General features: G+C 38.0%; 14 protein-coding genes and 2 pseudogenes. All 16 read left to right on the top strand.

The window, feature by feature from the left end:
* Positions 1 to 50: 50 nt before the first annotated feature.
* Positions 51 to 362: pseudogene (locus DW033_RS22185) on the top strand (transcriptional regulator); the annotation flags it as partial.
* Positions 363 to 511: 149 nt separating this feature from the next.
* On the top strand, positions 512 to 808 hold the full coding sequence (locus tag DW033_RS22190) for a nucleotidyltransferase family protein (protein ID WP_005864960.1): 297 nt from the start codon (positions 512 to 514) through the stop codon (positions 806 to 808).
* 549 nt (positions 809 to 1,357) lie between these two features.
* Positions 1,358 to 1,687: a hypothetical protein gene (locus DW033_RS22200; protein WP_005864966.1), complete on the top strand. Its 330-nt coding sequence runs from the start codon at positions 1,358 to 1,360 to the stop codon at positions 1,685 to 1,687.
* Positions 1,688 to 2,169: 482 nt separating this feature from the next.
* Positions 2,170 to 4,104 carry a nucleoside-diphosphate sugar epimerase/dehydratase gene (locus DW033_RS22210; RefSeq protein WP_009275833.1) on the top strand — a complete coding sequence of 645 codons (1,935 nt, stop codon included), beginning with the start codon at positions 2,170 to 2,172 and terminating at the stop codon, positions 4,102 to 4,104.
* 123 nt (positions 4,105 to 4,227) lie between these two features.
* A complete protein-coding gene (locus DW033_RS25110; RefSeq protein ID WP_226769914.1) occupies positions 4,228 to 4,308 on the top strand; it encodes a hypothetical protein in 81 nt (26 codons plus the stop codon).
* Positions 4,309 to 4,937: 629 nt separating this feature from the next.
* On the top strand, positions 4,938 to 6,356 hold the full coding sequence (locus DW033_RS22220; RefSeq protein ID WP_122383149.1) for a flippase: 1,419 nt from the start codon (positions 4,938 to 4,940) through the stop codon (positions 6,354 to 6,356).
* 38 nt (positions 6,357 to 6,394) lie between these two features.
* Positions 6,395 to 7,549 (top strand): EpsG family protein, encoded by a 1,155-nt coding sequence (locus DW033_RS22225; RefSeq protein ID WP_255419888.1) that lies wholly within the window; start codon positions 6,395 to 6,397, stop codon positions 7,547 to 7,549.
* A gap of 34 nt (positions 7,550 to 7,583) precedes the next feature.
* The gene (locus DW033_RS22230) at positions 7,584 to 8,762 is read left to right on the top strand and encodes a glycoside hydrolase family 99-like domain-containing protein (RefSeq protein WP_009275836.1); all 1,179 of its coding nucleotides are present in this window, start codon (positions 7,584 to 7,586) and stop codon (positions 8,760 to 8,762) included.
* Positions 8,763 to 8,766: 4 nt separating this feature from the next.
* Positions 8,767 to 9,915 carry a glycosyltransferase gene (locus tag DW033_RS22235; RefSeq protein WP_009275837.1) on the top strand — a complete coding sequence of 383 codons (1,149 nt, stop codon included), beginning with the start codon at positions 8,767 to 8,769 and terminating at the stop codon, positions 9,913 to 9,915.
* Positions 9,915 to 10,568, top strand: coding sequence for an acetyltransferase (locus DW033_RS22240; RefSeq protein ID WP_008773341.1), 654 nt, complete (start codon positions 9,915 to 9,917; stop codon positions 10,566 to 10,568). The genes DW033_RS22235 and DW033_RS22240 overlap by 1 nt, the downstream gene beginning before the upstream one ends.
* A 12-nt stretch (positions 10,569 to 10,580) precedes the next feature.
* Entirely contained in the window at positions 10,581 to 10,805 is a 225-nt protein-coding gene (locus tag DW033_RS22245) for a phosphopantetheine-binding protein (RefSeq protein ID WP_008773340.1), read from the top strand.
* Between the two features lie 3 nt (positions 10,806 to 10,808).
* Positions 10,809 to 11,054: an acyl carrier protein gene (locus tag DW033_RS22250; RefSeq protein WP_009275838.1), complete on the top strand. Its 246-nt coding sequence runs from the start codon at positions 10,809 to 10,811 to the stop codon at positions 11,052 to 11,054.
* On the top strand, positions 11,054 to 12,445 hold the full coding sequence (locus DW033_RS22255; RefSeq protein WP_009275839.1) for an AMP-binding protein: 1,392 nt from the start codon (positions 11,054 to 11,056) through the stop codon (positions 12,443 to 12,445). The genes DW033_RS22250 and DW033_RS22255 overlap by 1 nt, the downstream gene beginning before the upstream one ends.
* A gap of 8 nt (positions 12,446 to 12,453) precedes the next feature.
* Positions 12,454 to 13,515 carry a 3-oxoacyl-ACP synthase III family protein gene (locus DW033_RS22260; RefSeq protein WP_057329455.1) on the top strand — a complete coding sequence of 354 codons (1,062 nt, stop codon included), beginning with the start codon at positions 12,454 to 12,456 and terminating at the stop codon, positions 13,513 to 13,515.
* Positions 13,499 to 14,254, top strand: coding sequence for an SDR family NAD(P)-dependent oxidoreductase (locus DW033_RS22265; RefSeq protein WP_010183603.1), 756 nt, complete (start codon positions 13,499 to 13,501; stop codon positions 14,252 to 14,254). The genes DW033_RS22260 and DW033_RS22265 overlap by 17 nt, the downstream gene beginning before the upstream one ends.
* 29 nt (positions 14,255 to 14,283) lie before the next feature.
* A pseudogene (locus DW033_RS22270) lies at positions 14,284 to 14,650 on the top strand (3-oxoacyl-[acyl-carrier-protein] synthase III C-terminal domain-containing protein); the annotation flags it as partial.
* Positions 14,651 to 14,656 lie beyond the last annotated feature (6 nt).

Below are 14,656 nucleotides of genomic sequence, written 5' to 3' on the forward strand. Positions count from 1 at the left end.
AAATTTTCTATAGAATTAAAGAATTTTCCCCCTGATTTATCGGGTGAGCCGAAGAGATCAGTACCCTCCAATATCGTTATTTGCGTGGTGGCTACCGTAAGCCGATGACGGTAGGCCATGCGGAGATGAACCGTTTTATCCGTGCTGTCCATTCCGATGATTCCCCACGCTATTTCTTGGTTGAAGAATTAACTTCTGCGATGTACGGTCGCATGATCCGTATCGAGGGTGGCCCATTGGATGGCTACGAGGGTCGTTTACTCTCTATACGGGGTTCCCGTGTGAAACGTTTGATCGTGGAGATCCCCGGTCTGTTGGTTGCCGCTGTGGAGGTCGATCCTGAATATATTCGGTTACTCTAACATAGATCCCCTATATTCTACGGGAACGCATTGGGTGGCGTTTGAGCGGTCTGTTTATCAGCTGTTGCGTTTGTCACCCCAAAATCATAGGGTAATTTCAATTAGTTGACTTGGAGGATTTTTGTCTTTAGAACAAAAAGAATGAGCCTATGAAGTCTACTGAGGAATACTTAAGTATATTAAGGAGCGAAAAAGAATCGTTGTTTCGTAAATATCAGATAAGTAATCTTGGTTTGTTTGGCTCGGTGGCTCGTCATGAACAAAGGGAAGATAGTGATATTGATATATATTACGAGAGTTCTCATATGAGTTTGTTTACATTATGTCGCCTAAAGTCAGAACTTGAGAAACTTCTAGGTTGTTCTGTTGATTTATTCTGTAAAAGAGAGTCATTTGCAGGAACTCGTATGGAAAAATCCATAAATAAAGATTTGATTTATGTATAAATGGAAAGATTCGGGACGAATTTTGGATTTGATAGACATGATGATTGATTCAATTCATGTTATATAAGTCCGTACATCTCATATTAAGGATGGCAATGATTTCTTATTGACTCCTGATGATATGTTCGTTTTGGATGGTGTTTGTATGAAATTGATTTTTATTGGTGAAAGTGTAAAAACTATAGATAAACTTTCAGAAGGAGAACTTTTCCCTTTATATCCTGTAATTCCTTGGAAGGAGATTATGAAGTTGCGGGATGTGATACTCATCATTATCTTAAAATAGATGTTGATATTGTTTATTCAACAATGAAGGAGGACTTACCCCTTTTGCAGGCAACCTTATTATCGATGAAGCAAGCTATTCTATCATAAACCATTCATCAATAATCCGTTCTCCACATGGGTCAGCAGGATACGCTCATTGAGTACTTCTGCCCCGCTGACAATTATGGGAAAGGTCTCTTGTATCATTGTTGTCTAGGTTTAAAAGAGAGAGACGCAAGAAGATATACCCAAAGCCGTCAAAGCGGCGATTAATGAGGAAAGATGTTTGGAGATTTTTTGAATAGGGGTAAACACGGACAGCTTGACTTTGAGAATATAGATGACTTGGAGGACGGAACTCCGATCGTTGCTAGATATAATAATAGGGAATTTCAGTTTGGTATTTACGGGGAAGGTTATGTTATCTATCAAGATTGCTGGCAGACGAAAGCCGGAGTTCTTGTGTTCAGTTTGGAACAAAGTTCCATTGAAGGGTTTTTCGAGGATTCAACAGTCTATGAATATACGCCCGATTTTGAATTTGATAAAAAGAAAGCGTATTATAATGCAAGACGCAATTTCTCGGAGCCGGGAAATAGTGTATGGGGATGATTTCACGCTCATGTGTATGCTCGACAGCATCGAAACTCATCACTTTCGTCACTTGGTTCTTGCATATGCTTGTTCCTTTGCGATCTCATGCCTGAAATGATCCGAAAATAACCCCCGAGGAGATGGTCAAAGAGCGTTTCATCCGTACCCGTATCAACGATGCGTGAAGCAGTCGTCTCAGACACCGCTCAACTGGCCGTTTTTGAGAAGATATACTGCATGTGCCCGAGGATATATACTGCGTTAGGCAATTAATATATACTTCACAGGGCAATTAATATATACTTCGTTTTCCATATCTACGGTTGCAATGTGCAGATCCTGCCCAATGCAACCCATGCGATCCAAATCATCCACCAGGGTGATGGTACGATCTTGCGGACGGAAAGCTGTATTACGCCCGCCGCTTCGGGACGCCACGAGTCACAGGCGCCGCCGTTGGGAAAAGTTAGGGCACTGAATATAAAACAAACAAAATACAAATGATGGATTTTCATAAGGGCAGATGGCGATTGGCCTTAGGCCGTCTAGTGAATTTGCGGTATATCAACCGTTGGATCATTTTTAGTGCGGACCTTTTCGTCTCGCTCTCCGTATCGTTGCTGGGCGTACTAGGAATGTTCTCCATTCTGCATATACGTATTGGAGAGTCTGATGTGCTGAAAGTGGGCCTCTCCTCATTTGTGGCCAGTATCGTTTCGTTCTTGCTGTTCAAAGCATATCATGGGGTTATTCGCCATTCCACGCTGCGTGGCTTGTGGCGGATCGGTGGTGCTGCGATCGGCAAGTCGCTCTTAATGTTCCTGCTGCTTTGGCTGTTGAAAGCCCGTTTCAGCCCTTCTATCTATTGGTTGGGTGGAATCATGGACAGTACGTTGACGATCGTGATGTTGGTCACGTTGCGTGTCTTCGTGATCAATGTCTATAACAGCGTCCTCCTGCAACTCGGCAAGAAACGCAAGCGGGTACTGGTCTTTGGCACGGAGGAGGAAAGCGTGATGATCGCCACATCGGCTAACCGTCAGGTATTCATGCAGAATTATAGCATCATGGGCTTCCTTTCCTTTGGTAATTCCAAGAAAAGCATCCGGATTGCGGAGTTGCCGGTCTACCAGATCGAGAACGTGGAGGATCTGTATCGCTTGATCCCTCGCAACAGCTTGGATGGCGTTCTCTTCCCCAATATAAAGGTTGCCCATCAGGAGCGTGACCGTTTGATCCGCTATTGCGAGCAGGCCTCATTGAAGACGTTGGTAGTTCCGGAGATGGAGGAGCTACGTGGAGGTGAGGTGAAGCGTTCGGTCCGTGAGATCCGTATCGAGGATTTGTTGGGTCGTGAGGAGATCCATATTAATCTGGATGAGATCGGCAATCTGTTGGAAGGGAAGACCGTGCTTGTCACGGGAGCCGCCGGCAGTATCGGTAGCGAGATCTGTCGCCAGCTGGCTCATTTCCCGATTAAGAAGTTGGTTTGCTTCGACTCCGCTGAGACCCCGATGCATAATCTCCGTCTGGAATTGGAAGAGAAATACAAGGGACTAAACTTTGTCCCAGTAATCGGCGATGTCCGTAGCCCGGACCGTGTGGATTATGTGTTCCGCAACTGGCACCCCCAAGTAGTGTTCCATGCGGCGGCCTACAAGCATGTCCCTTTAATGGAGGAGAACCCCTGCGAGGCGATCCGAACAAACGTGTTCGGTACTCGTGTGATGGCGGATGCCGCTGTAAGCTATGGTGTGGAGAAATTTGTGATGATCAGTACGGATAAGGCGGTGAACCCCACGAACATCATGGGCTGTAGCAAGCGCTTGGCCGAAATCTATGTACAGAGTCTGAGCCTTGCGATCGAGCGAGGAGAGGTGAAAGGCGAGACGCGTTTCATTACGACCCGCTTTGGCAATGTTCTAGGTAGCAATGGGTCGGTTATCCCCCGTTTCCGTGAACAAATCGCTCAAGGAGGCCCCGTGACGGTTACCCATCCCGATATCATCCGTTACTTCATGACCATTCCTGAGGCTTGCCGTCTGGTATTAGAGGCCGGTACGATGGGCAAGGGTGGTGAGATCTTCATCTTCGACATGGGAGAGCCGGTGAAGATAGCGGATTTGGCGAAGCGCATGATTGAACTGTCCGGGTTGCAGGTAGACAAGGATATCGAGATCAAGTATACTGGTCTTCGCCCCGGCGAGAAACTATATGAGGAGCTATTGAACAACAAGGAGAATACGAAAGAGACTCCTCACGAAAAGATCCGGGTAGCGGCGGTTCGTGAGTATGACTATAAGGATGTAGTAGAGCACATCCGTGTATTGACCGAATTATCCCTCCGTGTTCAGATCCTCTCGATGGTGAGGGAGATGAAATCCTTCGTGCCTGAGTTCAAGAGCCAGAACTCCCGGTTTGAGGAGTTGGATTGAATGTATTGTTATAATTGAATATTTATTTGTTTCTTTGCCATTATCCTTAGCAAGACAGATCGTCTGAAAAGCAATCAATAGGAGGAAGGAGGTATGGTAATAGAAAAGATTGGTTACATAGTGATGCTTATCACAGAGTTTGCCAAACCTTATCATTTGACACCGCAGCAGGCATATCGTTATATCGCTAGATATAAGGAATAGAGGTCTGTTTTGAGCATTATGGTATAATGCATACTTTGTCGTTGGATGATAATTTGATTAGCTTCGCTATTTTTGGAAAAAAACTATTTCTAAGCTTCAAGTAATTTAAATGATGGAAACTGCAGATGTTGAATTTATGATGAATTGCCTCTGTGTGATATACTGAGTACTCTTGTTGAGGAACGAGGAATGGTAATTACAGTGGCTTTTGAGATACTATACAATTCTGATACTTATCAAAAACTGCTGAATCCTACTTCTGACCTTTATTTCCAAAGTCCACGCCATGTCTTGTTTTATTTGGATAAAGAATTCACTCAGGGGAAATTGGAAAGTGCTTAACGATAGGACGGTTAATTTGATAAACATTGTAAACACTCAAATTAGGGCTCAATATTAGAAGACTTATCTTTGCTGCGTAAATTTTAAATTTAGAATTATGTGCAGTAGCGAAGATTTAGAAGAGTCTTTAATTTGATACAGTTCCATTTCCCTTAATATATGTAAGAGCAGAGTTTATGGCAAGATGGATTTAGGGATTCAGATAAGTTCTAAAGTGATTACTTGCAGTTTAAAATCCCGATTGCTTTGTTCTATTAGTCTAAAGAAAACGTTTATGTTCGATTGATATGTCTTCTCCTTCGATAAAAAAGAACTTTATTTATAAAAGTATACTGACCCTATCTACTTACTTAATTAATCTTATGATATTCCCTTATGTATCAAGAGTATTAGGTGTGGAATATGTTGGCTTGGTTAATTTCGTGGATAATACAGTGAATTATTTTCTGTTATTTGCGACCATGGGTATGAGTATATTAGGGATACGTGAGATAGCTGCGGTAAAAAATGATTACCAAAGGAAAAGTCAGGTATTTTCCAATTTGATGGGTATGAACATCGTGTTTACATTATTTACATTAATCGTTTATCTAATCTGCATAGCTGTTGTACCTAAATTCAACCAATATGAAGAATTGTTTTATATAGGAGCAGGTAAGATACTATTTTCCGCATTTCTGATAGAATGGTTTTTTACCGGAATTGAGAACTTTCATTATATAACTTTGCGTAGTTTGTTTATTAAATGTATATATATCATATCCATATTGTTCTTGATTAAATCTCCTGCTGATTATCGGCTCTATTTTATCTTGACTGTGGGTGTTGTAGTGATAAATGCGTTGATTAATACCGTATATGTATATCGTTTTATTGATTTTCAGTTCAAGGATTTATTTTCCACACGGTTTTATAGGCAAAACTGTATGCTAGGACTTTATGCGATCATGACATCTATGTATCTTACGTTCAATGTGATGTATTTAGGTCTTGTGTCTGATAATGTGGAAGTAGGTTATTATACCACGTCGTTTAAGCTCTATTATGTAATATTGGGTTTGTTCTCTGCTTTTACCAATGTGATGCTGCCACGAATGAGCGCATTGATTTCAGAAGGAGAGGGACAGCGTTTTCATGAACTGATTGGTCGTTCGTTTATGGTAATAACGATGTTTAGTATTCCGATGATAGCCTGTAGTATAGCCTTGGCTCCTCAGATGATTTTTATTTTGGCGGGAGCAGGATATGAGGGAGCTATATTGCCTATGCGAATCATAATGCCCGCGATATTATTTGTAGGGATTGCGCAAGTGTTGGCTATTCAGGTTCTAATTCCTATGAAGAAAGACAAGATACTGTTGAAAGCTTCTGTTATAGGTGCTTTAGTTGCTTTATTAGTAAACTTAACAGTGGTATATCGGTTGGAAAGCGTAGGATCTGCTTTGGTATTGGTGGCATCTGAGACGGTGGTGACATTATTTTATATTTTATATACATTTCATCATAAGTTAGTTCATTTACCTTTGAAATACCTTGGACAAAGTATAGTTTGTGCTATACCAAGTCTCTTAGTTTGTTTATTATGTGGTAATATGATAGAAAATCCATCCCTGTCTTTTTTAGTAGCTCTTTTTGCTGGGGGGACTTGTTGGTTAGTGTCCTTTTATTTTATGAAAGGAAGAAATATTATAAGATATAAACCTTAATATATCCTCTGATGATTTATGCGTTTATTGTATTCCTGATGATTTTGTGTATCTACATTTATGATATACATAATAGCACTCGCTATAAATATACTTCTTTTTATTCGATTATATTCATCCTTATCCTGCTGAATGTGTTGAGTTATAAGATTGGTGGAGACACAGAAGTGTATATGTATCGTTGGAAGTATGATTATAGATCAATTTTTAATGTACCTTTGGCAGATGAAATAGATATTCGTTCAAAAGAAAGGCTTGGCTGGATATTATTGACATCATTTCTAAAAGGAATATGGGATAATTTTATCCTGTTAAGAATTGTCCTAGCTTGTCGGATAAATATGGTAGTGGCTTATTTTATTAAGAAAAACACTCGGTATATATTTACTGTGTTGCTGATCTATTTTGTAGTTTCTTATTTTAATTATAATTTTGAAATATTGCGTGAAAGCATTTCTATATCGTTTTTCTTGTTGTCATTCTCTTATTATCTAAATAAGTCATGGTTGAAGTATTTTTTGTGTTTCTTAGTTGCCTTCATGTTTCATGAGTCATCTTTGGTTTTACTGCTTCTTCCATTTTTTTATCTTGTTAATAAATTGAACTCTAGTAGTTTGTTTCTTCTTGTGTCTGTTCTGTATATATTTTTGAGTTCTTTGGATCTTGTAAATATATTGCTCTCTATAGTAGGATCTGATTTCGCTTTTTATGAAAAGTTGATAATTTATATGAATTCGGATATATATGGAGAAAATACAAGGGTTAATCCTTATGCATTCATTGTTGCTTCTGTTTTAACTCCTTTTATATCGTTGTTTATTTTAAAAAAACAACGAGGAAAAGAGTATTTAGTGATTTTTATATTGATGTCGATACTATTTAATATTTTGACATCAAGAGTGTATATATTTTATAGATTTACCAATTATATACTTTTGCCACTTGCAGTGGCTTATGCGGAAGTAATACATGCATTTTCTTCAAGATTTGTTGTTGGGAAACGGAAGAATATATTTGTTATACCTGTTTTGCTGTTCTATTTGTCATATAAAGTGTATAATATTTATATGGGCGATGGAGGAACAGATGGTAAATTTTATGATAGATATTTCCCCTATAGTTCTATAATCGATAAAAATGTTTCCAGTTATAGAACTCATATCTTAGATCAAATATCTGCTCGTCAGATGTGATAATTATGAATTATTTGCGAATTAAATAAAATTTATGGAATATCAAAATAGAAAAGCTCGTGTTATAGCCTTTTATCTTCCTCAATTTCATCCTATACCAGAAAATGATAAATGGTGGGGTAAGGGATTCACTGAATGGACGAATGTAGGAAAAGCTAAGCCCTTGTTTAAAGGTCATTATCAGCCACGTGTGCCTGCTGATTTAGGGTATTATGATCTTCGGATGCCGGAGGTACGTGAGGCTCAGGCGGAGATGGCTCGTGAAGCAGGGATCGAGGGCTTTTGTTATTGGCATTATTGGTTTGGTAATGGAAAACAATTATTGGAGCGTCCATTCAATGAGGTTCTTGAAAGTGGAAAGCCTAATTTTCCTTTTTGTTTGGGGTGGGCAAATCATACTTGGACAACTAAAACGTGGGCAAATGGAAGGATGGGTCAATCTACAGGAATGATTGCTGAACAAAAGTATTTAGGAAAGGAGGATTATATGATGCATTTCGAATATGTACTGAAAGCATTTAGGGATCCTCGATATATTTGTGTGGATGGAAAGCCTTTATTTGTTGTGTTTGATCCCTATGCTTTACCTAATGATTTTATCCCATTATGGCGTGAGTTAGCGCAAAAAAACGGACTTAAAGATATTCATTTTGTTGGATATACTCAAAATACGAGTGCTCATGGATTAAAAGATGAGCTAGGTAATGATATAGCCAAAGGATATTTCTCCCTTGATGAAGCAGGAATATATTACCAATATTTAATCGATAAATTAGGTTTCGATGCAGTTGCTTCTTTTGGCACTTGGCGTGCTGAAGTGCAACTTAAAAATAGAATATGGTTTATTATTCATAGAGTATTATCTTCTAGGTTTCATATTTCTTCATTAGATAAGTATGACTATTTAAAAATTATTAAACATTACTATGTTCCTGAGGATAAGTGGGATAATGTGTATCCTTCGCTTCTGCCTCAGTGGGATCGAAGCCCTCGTTCAGGAGTAAATGGCATTTATGTTAATTCCACACCGGTGAATTTTAAGAAAATGATTTACGAGGCTTTGAATCTTCTAAATAATAAGCAAGATGAACATAGAATTTTATTTCTTAAATCATGGAATGAATGGGCTGAAGGTAATTATGTTGAGCCTGACTTAAAATATGGTCATGGCTATTTAGACGTATTACGAGAATGTCTAGTAAATGATAAATAGGATTATGTTTATAGCATTAATATCTCGTGGTGTTCCTTCTAAACGTGATCCTCAATGGGGTTGTTTTGAAAAAGATCAAGCGGAAGCTCTTGTGGCAGTCGGGCATAAGGTTGCCGTGATTAGTGTGGATAGCCGTTTCCGGCTCTATTGGCGAAAACCTGGTATTTCTCATTATCGCTTGAATGGCATTGATTATTATGATTGTTTTTGGGTACCAGGAATTATCACCCATAGATTATTTGGAAAAAAAGTTGATTTTTCAATTAAAAGAATTCAACTTAAGAGGTTGTTTAATCGAGTGATTCGGGAACATAGCCTGCCGGATGTACTTTATTCTCATTATTTGACAAACTCATATGCTGCACTTATTTTGAAAAAGATGTATAATTTGCCATTGGTGGCAATTGAGCATTGGAGTCAGCTTAATAAGGATGTTTTATCGGATTATGCTGTTTGGTTAGGACGGGCAACTTATTCAGATTGTGATGCCGTGATTTCTGTTTCAGAATCTTTGAGGCAGCGTTTACTTCAACATTTTCAGATAAACAGTATTGTTGTGCATAATATGGTTGGATCAGAGTTTTGCTATAATTGTTCGAGAGGTAGCAAGGATGGTAAGATTCGTTTTGTTTCAACAGGTAGTTTGATTCATCGTAAAGGATATGATTTGTTAATCTCTGCTTTTGGTCAGCTCAAACTTCCTTTGGATAAATGGGAGTTGGTTATTATAGGTGAGGGGGAGGAGCGTGTGAATTTGGAACAGCAGATTGATCGGGCAGGCTTGAATAGTAATGTTTATTTGTTAGGAAGGAAAGGGAAAAAAGAGATTGGCTCTATATTATGTAATAGTGATGTTTTTGTCTTGCCGTCGCGATCTGAAACTTTTGGTGTTGTTTATGTAGAAGCAATGATGATGGGATTACCCGTTATAGCTACAGTTTGTGGAGGTCCTGAAGAATTTGTGCAAAAAACAGATGGCTTACTTGTTCCTTGTGATGATGTTGAGGCGCTTTCTTCTGCAATAAAGGATATGTATGAGAATTGTCATCAATATGATCACAAAAAGATTTCAGCTGATAGTCGTGCTCGATTTTCTCCAAATGTAATAGCTTCTCAACTAATCAACGTATTTCAAGAAGTAATGTGTAAATAATGAAGGATATTGCTATTTATGGGGCTGGTGGTTTTGGTCGTGAAGTAGCCTCATTGATAAAACGAATAAATCGTATAGAAAATCAATGGAATTTTGTTGGTTTTTTTGATGATGATTTTAGGAATAAACCAAAAGGAAGTTCAAATGAATATGGATCTTTATTGGGTGGTATTGATGATTTGAATACTTATCCGTCAAATTTATCCTTGATTCTTGCTTTTGGAAATCCTAAAATATCGTATAGAGCTTATTCGAATATAAATAATCCTTTAATTGATTTTCCTAACATTGTTGCGCCCGAAGCTTATGTTTTAGATTGGGATAATTTTTTGATGGGAAAGGGTAATATTATCTGTAGTTTCGCTTCAATGAGTTGTAATGTTAGATTAGGAGATTTTAATGTTTTCAATAACAGGGTTTCTTTAGGACATGATGCTAAAGTTGGAGATTTCAATTCTTTTATGACAGCCGCTAGAATTAGTGGAGATACTCAAATTGGAACATTGAATTTTTTTGGTGTATCTTCTGTGGTTTTACAAGGTGTCAAGATAGGAACAGGTACGACTATTGGTGCAAATAGTGTTATAATGCGAAAAACAAAGGATAATAGTGTTTATGTGGGTAATCCCGCAAAAAAGTTTGATTTTATTTAAATATAATAATATATGGAATTACAAGATTTTATCAACAAGTTTTCTGAACAATTTGACGATACAGAGATATCTGTATTTAAGCCTGATACTCATTTTAAGGAGTTGGAAGACTGGTCATCGTTAGTAGCCTTATCCGTAATTGCTATGATTGATGAGGAATATGATGTATCTTTAAAAGGGGATGACTTGCTAAAGTCTGATACTATACAGGAATTGTTTGAACGTATAAAGAAGTGATAGATGGCGACTAATTTGGAAAAATTACAAACCGCTTTCTTTAAGGGTTTAAATCTGTCTTCTATAGACCAAATTCCTGCTCTTAAGTTAAAAGAATCTCCGAATTGGGATTCTGTTGGACATATTACGCTTATTTCAGAAATAGAGGATGCTTTTGACTTAGATTTGGAAGCGGATGATATGTTTGAGATCGATACGTTTGACTCGGCCATTAAGGTCTTAGAAAGTAAATATAATCAAAGATTCTAATGTTTGATTTCTCCTCTTTTCTATCGAATAAGGCTTTTATTACAGAGGATCATCATGTGTATACGTATGCTGATTTGCTGGGATTGTCTGAACGATTTTCTGAGCATCTAGTGCCACGATCATTGATTTTTATCGGCTGTGAGAACTCATTGGAGTCAATTGTGGCTTATGTCTCGTGTTTGCGATCGGGGGTAGTTCCTTTGCTGCTGAGTCGGGATGTTCCGGATGAGACCTTGTATCATTTGGAGGCTATTTATCACCCTCGATATTGTTGGTTCCCTAGTAGAAGAGATCTGCTTGTTAAGGGGAAGGAAAAATATTCATTGGGGGGATATTCTTTGATTCAATATGACGGAGATTCTCCTGTTTTACCTGAGGGGTTAGCTTTGCTATTAACTACATCGGGTAGTACAGGATCTCCTAAACTTGTTCGCTTATCGCATGACAATTTAAAAAGTAACGCATGTTCTATCATTGAATATTTGAAAATAACCTCTTCCGAGAAAGCGATCACATCTTTACCGATGTATTATTCTTATGGTTTATCTGTACTGAATAGCCATTTATTGGCAGGTGCTACCTTGTTGCTGACTGATAAATCGTATGTGCAGCGAGAGTTTTGGAAATTTGTTTTAGAAGAGAAGGCGACATCTTTTGCAGGTGTTCCCTTTACGTATGAAATTCTTAAGAAAATGCGTTTTGAGAAATTCTTGCCTTCATCTGTTAAGGTTATGACGCAAGCTGGTGGTAAATTGAATTCTTCTTTAATTAAGTATTTTTCGGAATATGCACGTTTGCACGATATACGTTTTTATGTAATGTATGGGCAGACAGAGGCCACCGCAAGAATGAGCTACTTACCTGCTGAGTATACTTTGAATAAAGTAGGGAGTGTAGGGGTCGCAATACCGGGTGGGCATTTTTCTTTGATTGACGAGGATGGTATGCGGATAGTGTCTCCTAATGTGGAAGGCGAATTAGTATATGAAGGCTCTAATGTTTTTTGGGGATATGCCGAATCATTAGATGATCTGTTTAAAGGTGATGAGAATAAAGGGATACTTTATACTGGCGATTTAGCTTATGTTGACTCGGAGGGATTTTATTATATATCAGGGAGAAAGAAACGTTTCTTGAAATTATATGGAAACCGAATAAGTTTAGATTTTGTCGAATCTATCGTGAAAGATCATTGCCAAGAATGTGCTTGTGTTGGTAGCGATGATAAACTAATTGTTTATGTTACAGATTTGGATAAAATTGATTCTATAAAATCGGTTTTGTCAAACCGAGTATTAATAAATCCTTCAGCTTATGAGGTTCGATTTATTGGCAAGATACCAAGGACTGATTCGGGTAAGATTATCTATTCTGATTTATCAATTATCTAATAGGGAAAATGAGTCATTTAAAAATCTCAAATGTAAAGATTGCGGGAATTACGTCATGTGTTCCTAAAATGATTGAGGAAAATAAGGAATTGTCTTTTTTTAAAAAGGGTGAGGCTGAAAAAGTGATAGCTTCTACAGGCATTGAGCGTAGACGTATTGCGGATGTGGATACGACTTCTGCGGATTTATGTTATGACGCAGCTGAAGATTTGCTCATGGGGCTGAACTGGAGACGGGATGAGATTGATTGCCTGATATTCGTGACCCAAACTCCGGATTATATATTACCCTCAAATGCTTGTATTATGCAAGGACGTTTAGGCCTAAAAACGGAATGTTATACATTAGATATATCTTATGGTTGTCCGGGTTGGGTTTATGGAATGAGTGTTGTTGCTTCTCTTTTATCATCTGGGTATATGAAGAAGGCTTTGTTGCTGGTTGGTGATACGCCTACGAAATTCAAATCAAGGAATGATAAGACCGCTTGGCCTTTATTTGGAGATGCGGGAACAGCAACGGCCTTAGAGTATTCGGAAGAATCGGATGATATGTTTTTTACGTTTGCGACAGAAGGGAAATCTTACCGTTCAATTATTGTTAAAGATGGTGGAGCACGGAATCCTGTAACTGAAAATTCATTGAAAGAAGTGGTTTATGGGGAAGGCATTGCTCGGCGACCATTAGATAGTGAAATGGATGGAATGTCTGTTTTTGCATTTGGGTTAAAAAGAGCACCGGAGTCGGTTTTGGATATTCTTAGCTTTGCTTCTTTAGAGGTGAATGAGATAGACTATTTTATATTTCATCAGGCCAATTTATTTATGAATGAGAAGATTCGTAAGAAATTGAAAATTCCGGAGGAAAAGGTTCCTTATTCGTTACGAGATTATGGAAATACAAGTTGTGCTACAATTCCATTGACATTAACCGCTTCGTGTAATGATATGCTTAAGAAAAAACAAAAAGTAATTGCGACAGCTTTTGGAGTAGGATTATCATGGGGTAGCATTTATTTTTCGACAGATTTACGTTATTTATCTTTGATAGAGTATGAGGGAAAACTATAATCCTTTTTCTCTTAAAGGAAAAAGAATTTTGGTAACCGGAGCTTCTTCCGGTATTGGAAAAAGTATAGCCTTAGAATGCAGTCGGATGGGAGCGGACTTGATATTAGTCGCAAGAAATGAAGAACGCTTAATTCGGGCTTTTACAGAGTTAGAGGATGGAGATCATTCTTATTTTAGCTGTGATATAGCGGATTCTCAGTCCATAGAGGACTTGTGTAATCATGTCGGTGTGATTGATGGCTTAGTGCATTCCGCAGGTATGGGATTGACATTGCCGTTTAAGTTTACAACGTATGAGATTTTGAGGAAGATGATGAGTTTGAATTTTGAATCTCCCGTACTATTAACTCAGAAACTGTTGAAATATAAACGAATAAATAAAGGAGCTTCTATTGTGTATCTATCTTCTATCGATGGACCGATTACAGGACATATCGGGAACTCTATTTATGCAGCGTCAAAGTCTGCGATACAGGGAATAGCGAAAGTTCAAGCGGTAGAATTAGCTGCTCAACGAATTCGTGTGAATTGTATACTTCCTGCAAGGGTAGAAACACCCTTTATTCATAGAGATAATATTTCAGAAGAACAGGTTAGTAAGAATCAATTGTCTTATCCTTTGAAGCGCTATGCGAAACCAGAAGAAATCGCTTACTATGCGATTTATCTGCTTTCTAATGCAAGTACTTTTACAACAGGTTCTAGTTTAGCGATAGATGGTGGATATACTTTATTATAATCTTGTTTTGAATTTTTATTCATAAACATATAAATGTCTTCTCATTTGCTATATCCCCGTTCTCCCAAGTCTATCGAAATGTTCTTAGCGGATTATAATATCAATCGTGAAACAGATATAGATTATTTCTTGATTCATCAAGCGAACAAGATGATTGTGGAGCGTATTGTGAAAAAACTGAAGTTGCCCAAAACGAAAGTGCCTTGCAATTTGGAAGAGTTTGAAAACTTAGGAGGTGCTTCGATTCCTTCATTGATGGTAACAAGGATCGCAGATCAACTTAGGACTAAAGAAACGACACTGTTAATGTCTTCGTTTGGACTGGAATTGAGTTGGGGGGCCATGTGGATGAAGACAAAACCGATGGTGGTTTCACAATTAGTAATATTGAAATAAAGGTAA

It is taken from the genome of Parabacteroides sp. AF39-10AC (assembly GCF_003635405.1).
Classification (GTDB): domain Bacteria; phylum Bacteroidota; class Bacteroidia; order Bacteroidales; family Tannerellaceae; genus Parabacteroides; species Parabacteroides distasonis.

Coding starts and splice junctions, on each gene's coding strand:
- DW033_RS22190 (WP_005864960.1), top strand. CDS start 512: ATGAAGTCTACTGAGGAATACTTAAGTATATTAAGGAGCGAAAAAGAA.
- DW033_RS22200 (WP_005864966.1), top strand. CDS start 1,358: ATGTTTGGAGATTTTTTGAATAGGGGTAAACACGGACAGCTTGACTTT.
- DW033_RS22210 (WP_009275833.1), top strand. CDS start 2,170: ATGATGGATTTTCATAAGGGCAGATGGCGATTGGCCTTAGGCCGTCTA.
- DW033_RS25110 (WP_226769914.1), top strand. CDS start 4,228: ATGCTTATCACAGAGTTTGCCAAACCTTATCATTTGACACCGCAGCAG.
- DW033_RS22220 (WP_122383149.1), top strand. CDS start 4,938: ATGTCTTCTCCTTCGATAAAAAAGAACTTTATTTATAAAAGTATACTG.
- DW033_RS22225 (WP_255419888.1), top strand. CDS start 6,395: ATGATTTTGTGTATCTACATTTATGATATACATAATAGCACTCGCTAT.
- DW033_RS22230 (WP_009275836.1), top strand. CDS start 7,584: ATGGAATATCAAAATAGAAAAGCTCGTGTTATAGCCTTTTATCTTCCT.
- DW033_RS22235 (WP_009275837.1), top strand. CDS start 8,767: ATGTTTATAGCATTAATATCTCGTGGTGTTCCTTCTAAACGTGATCCT.
- DW033_RS22240 (WP_008773341.1), top strand. CDS start 9,915: ATGAAGGATATTGCTATTTATGGGGCTGGTGGTTTTGGTCGTGAAGTA.
- DW033_RS22245 (WP_008773340.1), top strand. CDS start 10,581: ATGGAATTACAAGATTTTATCAACAAGTTTTCTGAACAATTTGACGAT.
- DW033_RS22250 (WP_009275838.1), top strand. CDS start 10,809: ATGGCGACTAATTTGGAAAAATTACAAACCGCTTTCTTTAAGGGTTTA.
- DW033_RS22255 (WP_009275839.1), top strand. CDS start 11,054: ATGTTTGATTTCTCCTCTTTTCTATCGAATAAGGCTTTTATTACAGAG.
- DW033_RS22260 (WP_057329455.1), top strand. CDS start 12,454: ATGAGTCATTTAAAAATCTCAAATGTAAAGATTGCGGGAATTACGTCA.
- DW033_RS22265 (WP_010183603.1), top strand. CDS start 13,499: ATGAGGGAAAACTATAATCCTTTTTCTCTTAAAGGAAAAAGAATTTTG.